This is a genomic window from Citrobacter sp. Cpo032, assembly GCF_030332975.1.
GTDB lineage: Bacteria > Pseudomonadota > Gammaproteobacteria > Enterobacterales > Enterobacteriaceae > Citrobacter > Citrobacter portucalensis.
Map to the genome: position 1 here is coordinate 598,194 of NZ_JAOWGU010000034.1, position 14,293 is coordinate 612,486.

Genomic DNA, 14,293 nt, shown 5'->3' on the forward strand with positions numbered 1-14,293 from the left:
TGATACGCCAGCTTTTACCAGGTCATTCAGAGAGGTGCAGGGTGAAAATTGCCATTTTGTCCCGGGACGGAACGCTCTATTCTTGTAAACGCCTGCGTGAAGCGGCGATGCAGCGCGGTCACCTGGTTGAAGTTATCGATCCCCTTTCTTGCTATATGAACATCAGCCCGGCGGCATCCTCTATTCATTACAAGGGCCGTCAGCTTCCCCATTTCGACGCGGTGATCCCGCGGATTGGTTCCGCGATTACCTTTTATGGGACGGCGGCGCTGCGCCAGTTTGAGATGCTGGGTAGCTATCCGTTGAATGAATCGGTAGCGATTACGCGAGCGCGCGATAAGCTGCGTTCGCTACAACTGCTGGCGCGTCAGGGAATTGATTTACCCATCACCGGAATTGCTCACTCTCCGGACGATACCAGCGACATGATTGACATGGTTGGCGGTGCGCCGTTGGTGGTGAAACTGGTTGAAGGCACCCAGGGGATCGGCGTGGTGCTGGCGGAAACGCGGCAGGCTGCAGAAAGCGTGGTAGATGCCTTTCGTGGGGTGAATGCCCATATCCTGGTTCAGGAATATATCAAAGAAGCGCAAGGGCGGGATATCCGCTGTTTCGTGGTGGGCGATGAAGTAGTGGCCGCCATTGAACGACGGGCTAAAGAGGGCGATTTTCGATCTAATCTCCATCGCGGCGGGGTGGCGACTATTGCGAATATTACGCCGCGCGAAAGAAAAATTGCGCTCAAAGCCGCTCAGACCATGGGGCTGGATGTTGCAGGTGTTGATATTCTGCGTGCAGAACGTGGGCCGCTGGTCATGGAGGTTAACGCTTCTCCGGGTCTGGAAGGGGTCGAGAAAACCACCGGGATAGACATTGCCGGCAAGATGATCCAGTGGATCGAGCGCCATGCTACGCCTGAATTTTGTCTTAAAATCGGCGGCTAAACACAATATCGATTGCGATCGTGGTATGACACGATCTTTTTGCGTAAGCTGTGCCGGTATTTTTTTCATCAATAGAGGTCGCACATTATTATGACATCACTGGTCGTTCCCACTCTGGATACGTTGCGTCAATGGCTCGACGACCTGGGCATGAGTTTTTTTGAATGCGATACCTGTCAGGCGCTGCACTTGCCACACATGCAGAATTTTGACGGCATCTTTGATGCAAAAGTTGATTTAGTCGATAACGTCATTCTGTTTTCTGCGATGGCGGAAGTCAGACCTTCTGCATTGCTGCCACTGGCAGCCGATCTGTCTGCGATCAATGCCAGTTCACTGACTGTGAAAGCGTTTCTGGATATGCAGGATGATAATCTGCCAAAGCTGGTGGTTTGCCAGTCTTTATCCGTTACGCCGGGCGTAACGTTTGAGCAGTTTGAATGTTTTGTTCGCCAGAGCGAAGAGCAAATATCGATGGTGATCCTCGAAGCCGGAGCGCATCAGCTGTTATTTAATGCTGAAGAAGATGCGCAAAACAGCACCGCTGAAATTCATTTCCTCCATTAATTCTTCCTGAATCTGGACATATATTGCGCAGCCGCTGCCAGAGCGGTTGCGTATTGCCTGTTTTTATTCTGCATTTAACCTTTCATTAAAGAATTATTCACCTCGATTCAGCGCCTTCCGCTTTATGTCATAGACAATTCCTGCATAAAAAATTGATAAAAGACGTTTTTTAATCTGGGCTATATCCACAATTCCTGGCTAAAGTTATTCTTGCGAAGCTTACCAACGTCATCATTTAAACAACCCCTTGTGACCTGACCTGTGGCCACAATGTGTGTTGAATGCATCGGCGGATGCCAGCGAGCAACAGCGGCATGAGGAGAGGTCTCTCTTTTCATCGGTGCCGCATGAAAGAATATGCACGTTTCTTGCATATCATTAGAGTGTGACATTTTTGTTCGTTTGTTAACGAACTTTCAGAAGGAAAGAGATTATGACCGCCTTAAATAAAAAATGGTTATCAGGCCTGGTTGCGGGTGCTCTGATGGCCATCTCTGCCGGCACGCTCGCTGCTGAACAAAAAACGCTGCATATATATAACTGGTCTGATTATATCGCCCCGGACACGGTGGCTAATTTTGAAAAAGAGACCGGAATTAAAGTTATCTATGACGTATTTGATTCCAATGAAGTACTGGAAGGTAAGCTCATGGCTGGCAGCACCGGCTTTGATCTTGTCGTTCCTTCTGCCAGCTTCCTTGAGCGTCAACTGACTGCGGGCGTATTCCAGCCGCTGGATAAGAGCAAATTGCCGGGCTGGAAAAATCTTGATCCTGAACTGCTGAAGCTGGTGGGTAAACACGATCCGGACAACAAGTTCGCGATGCCGTATATGTGGGCTACGACCGGTATTGGCTATAACGTGGATAAAGTCAAAGCGGTGCTGGGGCCGGATGCGCCGGTTAACAGCTGGGATTTGATCCTCAAACCGGAAAATCTGGAAAAACTCAAAAGCTGCGGCGTCTCTTTCCTCGATGCGCCCGAAGAGGTGTTTGCCACGGTGCTGAACTATTTGGGTAAAGACCCAAACAGTACCAAAGCGGATGATTACACCGGACCGGCAACTGACCTGCTGTTGAAGCTGCGCCCAAATATTCGCTACTTCCACTCCTCGCAATATATTAACGACCTGGCAAACGGTGATACCTGCGTCGCGATTGGCTGGGCAGGGGACGTATGGCAAGCGGCAAACCGTGCGAAAGAAGCGAAAAATGGCGTCAATATCTCCTTCTCAATTCCTAAAGAAGGTGCAATGGCGTTCTTTGACGTATTCGCGATGCCTGCCGATGCGAAAAACAAAGATGAAGCCTATCAGTTCCTCAATTACCTGCTGCGCCCTGATGTGATTGCGCATATCTCCGACCACGTGTTTTATGCCAATGCCAACAAAGAAGCGACGGCTCTGGTCAGCCCTGAAGTTCGTGACAACCCGGGTATCTACCCGCCTGCAGATGTTCGCGCCAAGCTGTTCACACTGAAAGTACAGGATCCGAAGATCGATCGTGTACGTACCCGCGCATGGACGAAGGTAAAAAGCGGGAAATAAACCGATGTTTGGGACATGACCCGGCAGGATTTTTGCCTGCCGGGCAGCGTTGAACCCGGACACATATAACCCGGCAATACGCACCGTTATGGTGCGTTATTTGCACCGTTTCTTTGTTTTATGCCGGAGAGCACCTGAGTGAATGATGCAACCCCACGCCCACAAGCGAAAATCCGCAAGGCGCTGACCCCGCTGCTTGAAATTCGCAATCTGACCAAGTCATTTGACGGTCAGCACGCCGTTGATGACGTCAATCTTACTATCTACAAAGGTGAAATATTTGCTCTGCTCGGCGCGTCCGGCTGTGGCAAATCGACTCTGCTACGGATGCTGGCGGGATTTGAACTGCCGACTACCGGGCAAATCATGCTGGATGGCGTCGATTTAGCGCATGTCCCGCCTTATCTGCGTCCGATTAATATGATGTTTCAGTCCTATGCCCTGTTTCCGCACATGACGGTGGAGCAGAACATTGCCTTTGGCCTCAAGCAGGACAAGCTGCCGAAGGCTGAAATCGCCAGTCGGGTGAATGAGATGCTGGGACTCGTGCATATGCAGGAGTTCGCCAAACGCAAACCGCACCAGCTTTCCGGCGGTCAGCGTCAGCGTGTGGCACTGGCGCGTAGTCTGGCGAAACGGCCAAAACTGCTGCTGCTGGATGAGCCGATGGGAGCGCTGGATAAAAAACTCCGAGACCGCATGCAACTGGAAGTGGTGGATATCCTTGAACGCGTCGGGGTTACCTGCGTGATGGTGACACACGATCAGGAAGAAGCCATGACGATGGCGGGCCGTATCGCGATCATGAACCGTGGCAAATTTGTCCAGATCGGCGAGCCGGAAGAGATCTACGAACACCCGACTACGCGCTACAGCGCAGAGTTTATCGGTTCGGTAAACGTTTTTGAGGGACTGCTAAAAGAACGCCAGGAAGATGGTCTGGTGATTGAGTCTCCTGGACTGGTGCATCCGCTGAAAGTGGACGCCGATGCGTCTATTGTCGATAACGTCCCGGTATACGTTGCGCTGCGCCCGGAGAAAATCATGCTCTGCGAAGCCCCTCCGCCAGAGGGTTATAACTTCGCGGTAGGCGAAGTGGTACACATTGCCTATTTGGGCGATTTGTCGGTGTACCACGTACGTTTGAAAAGCGGCCAGATGTTGAGCGCCCAGCTACAAAATGAGCATCGTTATCGCAAGGGATTACCAACCTGGGGTGACGAAGTCCGTTTATGTTGGGATGCGGACAGCTGTGTGGTGTTGACGGTTTAAGGAGCGAAGATGAGTACACTTGAACCTCCGGCACGCGTGGATAAAGCAGGGCGATTCACGCTGTTTATGTCGCGGCTGCAAATGAAGCACGGGCGCAAGCTGGTGATCGCGCTGCCGTATGTGTGGCTGCTGCTCCTGTTTCTGCTGCCTTTTCTGATCGTCTTCAAAATCAGTTTGGCGGAAATGGCGCGCGCTATTCCTCCCTATACGGACCTCGTTTCATGGGCTGACGATCAGCTATCCATCACGCTCAACTTAGCCAACTTCCTGCAGTTAACGGACGATCCGCTCTATTTCGATGCCTACCTGCAATCGTTACAGGTGGCGGGAATTTCGACAATCTGTTGCCTGCTGCTGGGATACCCGCTGGCATGGGCCGTCGCGCACAGTAAACCCTCAACGCGTAATATTCTGCTGTTGCTGGTGATCCTGCCGTCCTGGACCTCGTTTTTAATTCGCGTATATGCCTGGATGGGGATCCTAAAAAACAACGGCGTGCTGAACAACTTCCTGATGTGGTTGGGCGTCATTGACCAACCGTTGACGATTTTGCACACCAATCTGGCGGTCTACATCGGTATTGTTTACGCCTATTTGCCCTTTATGGTGCTGCCGATTTATACCGCGCTGACCCGTATCGATTACTCGCTGGTGGAAGCGGCGCTGGATTTAGGTGCCCGGCCGCTTAAGACCTTCTTTAGCGTGATTGTGCCGTTGACCAAGGGTGGGATTATCGCCGGGTCAATGCTGGTATTTATTCCGGCTGTTGGCGAGTTTGTGATCCCGGAACTGTTGGGCGGCCCGGATAGCATCATGATTGGTCGCGTGCTGTGGCAGGAATTTTTCAATAACCGCGACTGGCCGGTGGCTTCTGCTGTCGCCATTATTATGCTGCTGCTACTGATTGTGCCGATCATGTGGTTCCACAAATATCAGCAAAAAAGCGTGGGGGAACACGGATGAATAACTTACCGGTCGTTCGCTCGCCGTGGCGTATTTTTATCCTGGTAGTGGGCTTTACCTTCCTGTACGCGCCGATGCTGATGTTGGTTATCTATTCGTTTAACAGCTCGAAGCTGGTGACGGTCTGGGCGGGGTGGTCAACACGTTGGTATGGCGAGCTTTTTCACGATAGCGCGATGATAAGCGCCGTCGGCATGAGTTTAACGATTGCTGCGGGTGCTGCGACGATGGCGGCAATCCTTGGCACCATCGCCGCCGTGGTAATGGTGCGCTTTGGTCGTTTTCGTGGTTCGAATGGTTTCGCTTTTATGATCACCGCGCCGCTGGTTATGCCAGATGTCATTACCGGTTTGTCGCTGCTGCTGCTGTTTGTAGCGTTGGCTCACGCCATCGGCTGGCCAGCGGATCGCGGTATATTGACCATATGGCTGGCGCACGTCACTTTCTGTACGGCATATGTGGCGGTGGTGATTTCTTCACGTTTGCGCGAACTGGATCACTCCATTGAGGAAGCGGCGATGGATCTCGGCGCCACGCCGCTGAAGGTCTTTTTCGTCATCACCCTGCCGATGATTATGCCGGCCGTGATTTCCGGTTGGTTATTAGCCTTCACGCTGTCACTCGATGATCTGGTTATTGCCAGCTTTGTCTCTGGTCCTGGCGCCACAACGTTACCGATGCTGGTGTTCTCCAGCGTACGTATGGGGGTGAACCCGGAGATCAACGCCCTGGCGACGCTGATCCTTGGTGTGGTAGGAATTATCGGATTTATCGCGTGGTATCTGATGGCGCGAACAGAAAAACAACGGATCCGCGATATCCAACGTGCAAGACGCGGCTGAAAAAACTAAAATCTGCCAACCTGTCTATACGGCGCAACTGTGGTGGCTGCGCCGTTTTCATGGAAGACGACGCGTTGGGATTTTTTAAGAAATCATCCACATCACATGCTCGCTTAAACGTCCCTGCTTTGGTGCAGGTGGCGGCGCTGGCTATTATCATGATCCGCTGTCTCGATCTGTTGATGATTTTTAATACGCTTGGGTTTCGTGGAACCAGTGAGTTTATTCATCGCAGTGTGCAGACCTGGAATTTGACGCTGGTGTTTCTGGGCAGTCTGGTGCTGCTATTTATCGAAATTTACTGCGCATTTTCGCTGGTAAAAGGACGGAACTGGGCACGCTGGATCTATCTGTTGACCCAGATTATCGCCAGCGTCTATCTGTGGGCTGCTTCGTTGGGCTACGGATATCCAGAATTGTTCAGCATTGCGGGGGAGTCCAGACGCGAAATCCTGCATACGCTGGTGATGCAAAAACTGCCGGATATGCTGGTATTGCTGCTGCTGTTTGTTCCTGCGTCCAGCAGGCGGTTCTTCCGTTTGCAATAACGTGTATAATCTTGGCCCCCGGTTAATTTGTAGGTCTTTGTATGCAGTGCGCACTATATGACGCCGAACGCTGTCGCTCCTGTCAGTGGATAACACAGCCTGTCGCCGATCAACTCTTCGAAAAAACAGCCGATCTGCAGAATCTGCTGGCCGAGTATCCGGTCGGAGAATGGTGCGCGCCGGTCAGTGGTCCGGAAAGCGCGTTTCGTAATAAAGCCAAAATGGTAGTCAGCGGCAGCGTGGAAAAACCGCTGCTGGGAATGCTGCATCGTGACGGTACGCCTGAGGACTTGTGCGACTGTCCGCTCTATCCTGAGTCTTTTGCACCCGTATTTGCCGCGCTTAAGCCGTTTATCGCTCGGGCAGGGCTGACGCCCTATAACGTGGCGCGCAAACGCGGGGAGCTGAAATATCTGCTGTTAACGGAAAGCCGATACGACGGCGGTATGATGCTGCGTTTTGTCCTGCGTTCTGACGCAAAACTGGCACAGCTGCGAGCGGCGCTACCCTGGTTGCAGGCACAACTCCCACAGTTAAAAGTGATCACTGCCAATATTCAGCCGGTGCATATGGCGATTATGGAAGGGGAGACAGAAATCTTCCTGACGGAACAACAGGCGCTGGCGGAACGCTTTAACGATGTGCCGTTGTGGATCCGCCCGCAGAGCTTCTTCCAGACCAATCCGGTAGTGGCGGGGCAGTTATATGCCACGGCGCGTGACTGGGTGCGTCAGCTTCCGGTTAATCATATGTGGGATCTGTTTTGCGGCGTAGGGGGCTTTGGTCTGCACTGTGCTACACCGCAAATGAAACTGACAGGGATTGAAATCGCGCCAGAGGCGATTACCTGCGCGAAGCAGTCAGCGCAGGAGCTTGGGTTGCAGAATCTGCATTTTCAGGCGCTGGATTCAACCCAGTTTGCTACCGCTCAGGGCGAAGTACCTGACCTGGTGCTGGTGAATCCGCCGCGTCGCGGGATTGGAAAACCGTTGTGCGATTTTCTTTCCCGCATGGCACCGCGTTTTATTGTTTATTCCAGCTGTAATGCGCAAACCATGGCGAAGGATATTCGTGAGTTGCCCGGGTATCGCATTGAACGCGTCCAACTTTTCGATATGTTCCCACACACCGCGCACTATGAAGTGCTAACGCTACTCAGCCGACAATAACTGCCATGCCTGATGGCGCTTCGCTTATCAGGCCTACAGAGATATGCAGGGCTGTAGGCAGGATGACAAATCAATAAATATATTAACGCATTACATTTTTCTGGTGCTCGCGCGAACTTGTAACGTTGATGGTAATTCAATGAATTTATCCGTCGAATTGCCAGCAAGGAGATCAAGTAACGTTTTTCCTGCGCGAGTTCCTGTTTCACTCCACGGGAACTCGACAGCAGTCAGAGAAGGTGAGCAAACTGCGGCAAGAGTACCACCACTCAAGCTTGCCAATGCCAGGGAGTTGGGCACTTTTTGTCCTGCACCATGGCAGGCCATAATGCAGCCGCAGGCAATTTCATCAGATGTACAAATCAGCGCATCCAGCTCTGGCCAGGTGATACGAATATCTCCCAGCAGGTTTAAACCGGTCGTTATGCCTGCTGGTAGGTGAGAGGTCACCACGCGATGTGGGGAGTGGTTAACCGAGAGCATGGCGCTGTTCCAGCCGCTCAGCACCTGGCGAAACATAATGTTATTGGAGGCGGTGCAGAGCAAGCCGATATTTTTATATCCGCTCTGCGCAAGGGAGGTGACCAGCTTTTTAATGGCCGCAGCGTAGTCAACGCCGATACTGACCCAGCTAGCATCGCGATTAATAGCACCAATCTCAACCACCGGCACGCCGGTATTACTTATCATCTGCGAACAACTGCTGATGTTATCAATATTGAACTGAACAATCGCCGCCGGATTATAGGCGAGCATTTGTGCAAAGGCTTTTTCTTCGCTTTGTCCACCCTGGCCGGACTCGATAAACATCATGCTGTAGCCCTGGGTCGCGATCACCGTCTGTAGCGTTTCGGAGACGGCAAGAAATCCAGGGGAGGAAAAAGAAGGCACCACACCCATTACGAGACTGGAGTCAGCAGAGGCGAGGCTGCGGGCCTGCAGGTTTGGCACATAGCCCAACTCGTTCACCGCTGCTTCGATGCGGGTGCGTAGTTCAGGATTCACTTTTTCAGGCATACGTAATGCGCGCGACACGGTCATCGTGCTAACGCCGACAAGTTTTGCCACTTCGGCGAGCGTAATTTTGCCAGTGTTTTTCCTGCGTTTTTCTCGCGCGCTATCGTCCGCTTGTAACGTCTGCACTGATGTCCTCCTTTAGCCTGTCTGGGCTCCTATTGTAAATGATGTTTAGCGTTTTGCGCATTGCCCAACTGCAAAGTAATAATAAGTATGGTTAATTAAGTTAGCGGTAACAAGAATTTTAACATCACCATCGTGTTAGCGCTAACTTTGCGAGGAAGATCACGGTAAGGCGTGAAGGCATTCCTCTATAGTAGGCTCAATTTCAACGCTATCGGGGTATTTATGATTACGACCTGGTTACCTACGGAAAATATCCAAATTGTGGATTCAGTCTGTGACTGGAAACAGGCCATTACGTTAGCGGCACAACCTTTATTGGATAAAGAGTCGATAACTCAGGCTTATATTAAAGCCATTTTAAATAGCCATCAGGAACTCGGTCCTTATTATATTTTAGCACCTGGTCTGGCGATGCCCCATGCTCGTCCGGAACAGGGTGGGATTAAAAATGGCTTATCGCTTTTGCATATTAAACAAGGCATTTCTTTTGACTCGGAAGACAATGATCCTATTTATGTGGTGATTATGTTATGTGCGATTTCGGGAGATGAACACATTAATATGATCACATCCCTTGCGGATATTTTTAGCGATGATGAAAGACTTTCAGCATTGTTAAAAGCATCCTCATTGGAGAAAATTCAAGCCGTTATCAACGGATAGTGAGGTAAAGATGAAAAAAATTCTGATTGTGTGTGGTAACGGTTTAGGCAGCAGTTTTATCGTTGAAATGAACGTGAAAAAAATTATTAAAGAGCTAAATAAAGAAGCAATTGTTTCTCATACTGATCTGGCGTCGGCAAAAAGTGAAACTGCAGATATTATTCTTAGTGCTAAAGATATTGCTGAACATCTACCCAGCCATGCTGCACAGGTCTTTGGCTTATCTAATTTACTGGATAACAATAAAATCAAAGAAATTCTTTCCGAGAATCTCTGACTAATTTTTTGCGGCCCTACGGAGTCATTCTATGCTGCAGTTTATTATTCATGATGTATTGGGTACACCAGCAATACTGGTCGGTCTGTTTTCCTTGATCGGTTTATTATTGCAAAAAAAAGCAGTCTCCGAGGTTATTTCCGGAACTCTTAAAACTATAATGGGTTTTGTAATACTAACATCCGGTGCGGCGATTGTTGCCACTACGTTAACAACGTTTAGCCAGTTGTTTGAGTACTCATTCCATATTCAGGGCGTTGTGCCAAATACTGACGCCATGGCGGCGTTGGCGCAGAAAAACTACGGTACCGCGACGGCAATGATCATGGTGCTGGGGATGCTGTTTAACATTGTACTTGCCCGCATTACACCGCTGAAATACATCTTTCTGACGGGGCACCACACGCTGTATATGGCGGCGATGCTGGCTGTCATTCTCTCCGTCGGCGGCCTGTCACCATTTTGGGTGATACTGGTCGGGGCGGTGATCCTCGGCATCATGATGGTGGTCTCTCCGGCCATTCTGCAGCCGTTCACTCGCAAAATAACCGGTACTGATGATCTGGCACTAGGTCATTTTGGTTCAACTGGCTATCTGCTGTCGGCGCTGGTGGGAAAAGCGGTCGGTAAAGGTAGCCCGTCAATTGAAGAAATGCAGGTGCCGAAATCACTGAATTTCCTGCGGGACTCCTCGGTTGCTATATCTCTGACGATGATGATCCTGTTTGTCATTCTGGTGCTGGTTGCAGGTAAGGAATTTGTTGAGAGCAGCGTCAGTGGTGGTCAGAACTTTATCATCTTCGCCGTTATCCAGTCGCTGACCTTTGCGGCAGGCGTGTGGATCATCCTTGCGGGTGTACGCATGATTATTGCCGAAATTGTTCCAGCCTTTAAAGGTATCGCCGACAAGCTGGTGAAAGACGCCAAACCGGCGCTCGACTGCCCAACCGTCTTTCCGTTCGCCCCGAATGCCGTAATCGTCGGTTTTCTGTCAAGTTTTGCTGCCGGTCTGGTGAGCATGTTCCTGTGCCCTCTGTTTGGTTTGAGCGTCATTGTTCCGGGTTTGGTGCCGCACTTCTTCTGCGGCGCGACGGCGGGCGTCTACGGCAACATCTGCGGCGGTCGCCGAGGCGCGGTAGTGGGGGCTTTTGCTCACGGTCTGCTGATTTCGTTTTTGCCTGCAATCTTACTGCCTCTAATGGGCGACCTTGGTTTTGCATCCACCACCTTTGGTGATGCGGACTTCGGCGTTGTTGGCATCATACTTGGGCATGCCATTTCATTGTTTAACTAATTGATTATTATGGAGGTAAAATATGGCAGCTAAATTTTCGCCGTCGTTAATGTGTATGGATTTAACGCAGTTCAGAGAACAAATTACGGCAATGAATGGTCGGGCTGATTTCTATCATGTCGATATCATGGATGGTAGTTATGTGAAGAATATTACGCTGTCACCCTTCTTTATCGAAAATCTGAAGAAAATCACCGATGTGCCAATTGATGTGCATCTGATGGTGAATCACCCGGAAGATATAATTCCAATGTGTATTGAGGCCGGAGCCGATATTATCAGTTTCCATCCGGAAACAGCGAATAACAAAATCTTCCGTCTGCTGAACCAGATCAAAGATGCTGGTCGCCGCTGCGGCGTGGTGTTGAATCCGGCAACTCCAGCGGATGCTATTAAAGAATACGCGCATCTGCTGGATAAAGTGACTGTTATGTCGGTTGACCCCGGTTACGCAGGGCAGAAGTTTATTCCGGAATCACTCAACAAAATCAAAGAACTGATTGCGATGCGCGAAACGCAAGGCTACCACTACTTGACTGAAATTGATGGATCCTGCAACGAGAAGACCTTTAATGTGATCTCCCGATCCGGCGTTGACGTCTTTATTGTAGGGACCTCGGGCCTGTTCTCCCTGGCGGATAATGTCAGTGATGCCTGGGATAAAATGGTCGATATCTACCAGCGCGAAGTCGCTGCCTGAAATTACAGCGCGCTCAGCCGTATTAAGCCATTACTCAGGGTAAAGAGTCTATTTAACCGATCTGTCTCTTTGCTCTCGCTCTTGATTTATTCGGTTGAGGGCGCTGTAACCCTATTATATTAATTAAGGTGAATTATGAATATTTCGGATGTGCTTAATGCAAAAAACATTAAGCTAAATATGATGGCTAAAACAAAAGAAGAAGCCATTGAAGAATTAACTGATTTATTAGTGCTTGATGGAGTTGTCATTAGTAAAAATGATTTTCTAAAAGATGTTTGGCTACGCGAGGAACAAGGCTCCACTGGGTTCGAAAATCATATTGCGATCCCACATGGGAAATCCTCTGGAGTAGCCCGTACGGCATTGGCTATTGGACGAGCCCAGCATCAAATACCCTGGGAAACAATGGATGGTAGTGATGTTCGTTGCATTATTTTATTTGCTGTTTGTCTGGTGGATCAAAATGCAACTCATATCCGTTTACTATCACAAGTCTCTGGCTCATTAGCAGATGAAGAAATAATAGAAAAATTGCTGAAAGAAAATGACCCTCAGAAAATCATCGAACTTTTGATCCCTGAAGATGAAGGCATTAACGCTTAATTTAATCAACACCTCTGCCATGACGTAGCAAATAATTAAATCCTGGAGAATAGTTATGAATATTGTTGGCGTTACAGCTTGTACTGTAGGTATTGCACATACATATATTGCGAAAAAGAAAATTGAAATAGCTGCGAAAAAAGCAGGGCATAATGTCAAAATTGAAACACAAGGTACTATAGGTATCGAGAATACCTTAACCGCTGATGAGATCATACAAGCCGACATTGTCCTGTTAGCCGCCGATGTTAAGGTTTCTGGTGAAGAAAGGTTCGCTGGAAAGAAAGTAGTCAGAGTGCCAACTGAAATGGCAGTTAAATCTCCCAATAAGCTTATTGAAAAACTCAGTGAATTAGTAAATTCATAACTTTTACCTATGCGTATCCTATATAAATTAAAGGGCGTAATTTATGAATATTAAAGAAGTATGGAAAGCAGCAAACCCTAAGGGTCATCTGCTTACTGCCATCTCATTCTTGATTCCCATTGTTTGTGGTGCTGGATTCATTATTGCAATTGGTATGGGCCTTGGGGGGACGGTTCAGGACACTTTAGTACCGGGTCAATTTGATCTGTGGCAGGCCTTCGCGACTATGGGGGCCAAGGCGCTTGGACTATTACCCGTCGTTATAGCTATCGGGATTTCCGGTTCTATCGCAGGTAAGCCCGGTATTGCCCCTGGTTTTGTCGTTGGTTTGGCGGCTAATGCTATTGGTGCGGGCTTCATTGGTGGCATGATCGGCGGCTACATTTCCGGGTATATTGCTCTTGCTATTATTAAAAATATGAAGGTGCCTGACTGGGCTAGGGGGTTAATGCCCACATTGGTTGTGCCATTTTTTGCATCCGTTCTCAGTGCCCTGATTATGGTTTATATCATCGGTACGCCTATTGGTATTTTTACAGACGCTCTGACATCGTTCCTGAGAAGTATGGGAACTTCATCTAATTTACTATTAGGTGCTGTTATAGGAGCGTTGTGTATCGTTGACTTTGGCGGTCCGATAAATAAAACATGTTTTGCATTTGTCTTAACACTCCAGGCACAGGGTATAAATGAACCAATTACGGCCCTGCAGTTAGTTAACACTGCAACACCTATTGGTTTTGGGCTTGCATTCTTTATTGCCAAACTTCTTCGCAAAAATATTTATAATAACGAAGAAATTGAAATGTTAAAATCGGCTGTTCCTATGGGGGTGGTGAATATTGTCGAAGGATCTATACCTATAGTTATGAATGATATCGTTCGTGGTATTGCTGCTGCAGCAATCGGCGGTGCTTGTGGTGGTGCAATCACCATGGTTTATGGCGCAGATGCAACAGTACCTTTTGGTGGTGTTTTGATGATTCCTACAATGTCACATCCAATGGCCGGTATTATGGCATTGATAGTTAATATATTTGTCACGGCTACTGTCTATGCCGTTATCAAAAAAGATGTTCCCCGGGATGTAATTATAAATAATGTTCAAGAAGAGGAAGATATCGATTGGGATGATATTAAAATAAGCTAAGTACGCAATAAAAGCACTCCGAACATATCGGAAAGCGTTCATCATACAGTGGGGGATTTACCCCCCCACTGGCGCGCAACATGCGAAAAAAAAGCCCGTACTTGCGTACGAGCTCTTCTTAAAATATGGCGGTGAGGCGGGGATTGACTCGCTTTGCTCGCTCCTGCGGGGCAGCCCGTTCGCTGCGCTCCCGGTCTGTCCAACTGGCTGCGCCAGTAGTCGAACCCCGGTCGGGGCTTCTC

General features: G+C 49.2%; 16 protein-coding genes. 15 read left to right on the plus strand and 1 reads right to left on the minus strand.

Annotated elements, in window-relative coordinates:
* The first annotated feature begins 41 nt into the window (after positions 1-41).
* The 8 genes from rimK to rlmC all read left to right on the plus strand — a co-directional run bounded on the left by rimK (position 42) and on the right by rlmC (position 7,851).
* Complete coding sequence (gene rimK, locus OGY33_RS04940) at positions 42-944, plus strand: 30S ribosomal protein S6--L-glutamate ligase (protein WP_048214587.1); 903 nt, start codon at positions 42-44, stop codon at positions 942-944.
* A gap of 90 nt (positions 945-1,034) precedes the next feature.
* On the plus strand, positions 1,035-1,511 hold the full coding sequence (locus tag OGY33_RS04945) for a type III secretion system chaperone family protein (protein ID WP_003831662.1): 477 nt from the start codon (positions 1,035-1,037) through the stop codon (positions 1,509-1,511).
* Positions 1,512-1,944: 433 nt separating this feature from the next.
* On the plus strand, positions 1,945-3,057 hold the full coding sequence (gene potF, locus OGY33_RS04950; protein WP_003831664.1) for a spermidine/putrescine ABC transporter substrate-binding protein PotF: 1,113 nt from the start codon (positions 1,945-1,947) through the stop codon (positions 3,055-3,057).
* Positions 3,058-3,195: 138 nt separating this feature from the next.
* Positions 3,196-4,329 carry a putrescine ABC transporter ATP-binding subunit PotG gene (gene potG, locus OGY33_RS04955; RefSeq protein WP_008784245.1) on the plus strand — a complete coding sequence of 378 codons (1,134 nt, stop codon included), beginning with the start codon at positions 3,196-3,198 and terminating at the stop codon, positions 4,327-4,329.
* 9 nt (positions 4,330-4,338) lie between these two features.
* Positions 4,339-5,292: a putrescine ABC transporter permease PotH gene (gene potH, locus OGY33_RS04960; RefSeq protein ID WP_003831667.1), complete on the plus strand. Its 954-nt coding sequence runs from the start codon at positions 4,339-4,341 to the stop codon at positions 5,290-5,292.
* Positions 5,289-6,134, plus strand: a complete 846-nt coding sequence (potI, locus tag OGY33_RS04965; RefSeq protein ID WP_191238703.1) for a putrescine ABC transporter permease PotI — start codon at positions 5,289-5,291, stop codon at positions 6,132-6,134. The genes potH and potI overlap by 4 nt, the downstream gene beginning before the upstream one ends.
* A 59-nt stretch (positions 6,135-6,193) precedes the next feature.
* The gene (locus tag OGY33_RS04970; RefSeq protein WP_003035378.1) at positions 6,194-6,682 is read left to right on the plus strand and encodes a YbjO family protein; all 489 of its coding nucleotides are present in this window, start codon (positions 6,194-6,196) and stop codon (positions 6,680-6,682) included.
* 41 nt (positions 6,683-6,723) lie between these two features.
* Positions 6,724-7,851, plus strand: coding sequence for a 23S rRNA (uracil(747)-C(5))-methyltransferase RlmC (gene rlmC, locus OGY33_RS04975; protein WP_103015122.1), 1,128 nt, complete (start codon positions 6,724-6,726; stop codon positions 7,849-7,851).
* Positions 7,852-7,941: 90 nt separating this feature from the next.
* Here rlmC and OGY33_RS04980 read toward each other — a convergent pair whose 3' ends face one another.
* Positions 7,942-8,994 (minus strand): LacI family DNA-binding transcriptional regulator, encoded by a 1,053-nt coding sequence (locus OGY33_RS04980; RefSeq protein WP_136391671.1) that lies wholly within the window; start codon positions 8,992-8,994, stop codon positions 7,942-7,944.
* A 222-nt stretch (positions 8,995-9,216) separates the two neighbouring features.
* Between OGY33_RS04980 and OGY33_RS04985 the strand changes: the two genes are divergently transcribed.
* From OGY33_RS04985 to OGY33_RS05015, 7 genes are all read left to right on the plus strand, one after another.
* On the plus strand, positions 9,217-9,657 hold the full coding sequence (locus tag OGY33_RS04985) for a PTS sugar transporter subunit IIA (protein WP_191238702.1): 441 nt from the start codon (positions 9,217-9,219) through the stop codon (positions 9,655-9,657).
* A 10-nt stretch (positions 9,658-9,667) separates the two neighbouring features.
* Entirely contained in the window at positions 9,668-9,934 is a 267-nt protein-coding gene (locus OGY33_RS04990; RefSeq protein ID WP_191238701.1) for a PTS sugar transporter subunit IIB, read from the plus strand.
* Between the two features lie 31 nt (positions 9,935-9,965).
* Positions 9,966-11,228, plus strand: coding sequence for a PTS ascorbate transporter subunit IIC (gene ulaA / locus OGY33_RS04995; protein WP_191238700.1), 1,263 nt, complete (start codon positions 9,966-9,968; stop codon positions 11,226-11,228).
* Between the two features lie 22 nt (positions 11,229-11,250).
* Entirely contained in the window at positions 11,251-11,928 is a 678-nt protein-coding gene (alsE, locus tag OGY33_RS05000) for a D-allulose 6-phosphate 3-epimerase (RefSeq protein WP_191238699.1), read from the plus strand.
* Between the two features lie 135 nt (positions 11,929-12,063).
* Positions 12,064-12,534 carry a PTS sugar transporter subunit IIA gene (locus OGY33_RS05005; protein ID WP_191238698.1) on the plus strand — a complete coding sequence of 157 codons (471 nt, stop codon included), beginning with the start codon at positions 12,064-12,066 and terminating at the stop codon, positions 12,532-12,534.
* 55 nt (positions 12,535-12,589) lie between these two features.
* Positions 12,590-12,901 (plus strand): PTS fructose transporter subunit IIB, encoded by a 312-nt coding sequence (locus OGY33_RS05010; protein WP_191238697.1) that lies wholly within the window; start codon positions 12,590-12,592, stop codon positions 12,899-12,901.
* Between the two features lie 43 nt (positions 12,902-12,944).
* Positions 12,945-14,051: a PTS fructose transporter subunit IIC gene (locus tag OGY33_RS05015; RefSeq protein ID WP_191238696.1), complete on the plus strand. Its 1,107-nt coding sequence runs from the start codon at positions 12,945-12,947 to the stop codon at positions 14,049-14,051.
* The last annotated feature ends 242 nt before the right edge of the window (positions 14,052-14,293 follow it).

Coding starts and splice junctions, on each gene's coding strand:
- OGY33_RS04945 (WP_003831662.1), top strand. CDS start 1,035: ATGACATCACTGGTCGTTCCCACTCTGGATACGTTGCGTCAATGGCTC.
- potF (WP_003831664.1), top strand. CDS start 1,945: ATGACCGCCTTAAATAAAAAATGGTTATCAGGCCTGGTTGCGGGTGCT.
- potH (WP_003831667.1), top strand. CDS start 4,339: ATGAGTACACTTGAACCTCCGGCACGCGTGGATAAAGCAGGGCGATTC.
- potI (WP_191238703.1), top strand. CDS start 5,289: ATGAATAACTTACCGGTCGTTCGCTCGCCGTGGCGTATTTTTATCCTG.
- OGY33_RS04970 (WP_003035378.1), top strand. CDS start 6,194: ATGGAAGACGACGCGTTGGGATTTTTTAAGAAATCATCCACATCACAT.
- rlmC (WP_103015122.1), top strand. CDS start 6,724: ATGCAGTGCGCACTATATGACGCCGAACGCTGTCGCTCCTGTCAGTGG.
- OGY33_RS04985 (WP_191238702.1), top strand. CDS start 9,217: ATGATTACGACCTGGTTACCTACGGAAAATATCCAAATTGTGGATTCA.
- OGY33_RS04990 (WP_191238701.1), top strand. CDS start 9,668: ATGAAAAAAATTCTGATTGTGTGTGGTAACGGTTTAGGCAGCAGTTTT.
- ulaA (WP_191238700.1), top strand. CDS start 9,966: ATGCTGCAGTTTATTATTCATGATGTATTGGGTACACCAGCAATACTG.
- alsE (WP_191238699.1), top strand. CDS start 11,251: ATGGCAGCTAAATTTTCGCCGTCGTTAATGTGTATGGATTTAACGCAG.
- OGY33_RS05005 (WP_191238698.1), top strand. CDS start 12,064: ATGAATATTTCGGATGTGCTTAATGCAAAAAACATTAAGCTAAATATG.
- OGY33_RS05010 (WP_191238697.1), top strand. CDS start 12,590: ATGAATATTGTTGGCGTTACAGCTTGTACTGTAGGTATTGCACATACA.
- OGY33_RS05015 (WP_191238696.1), top strand. CDS start 12,945: ATGAATATTAAAGAAGTATGGAAAGCAGCAAACCCTAAGGGTCATCTG.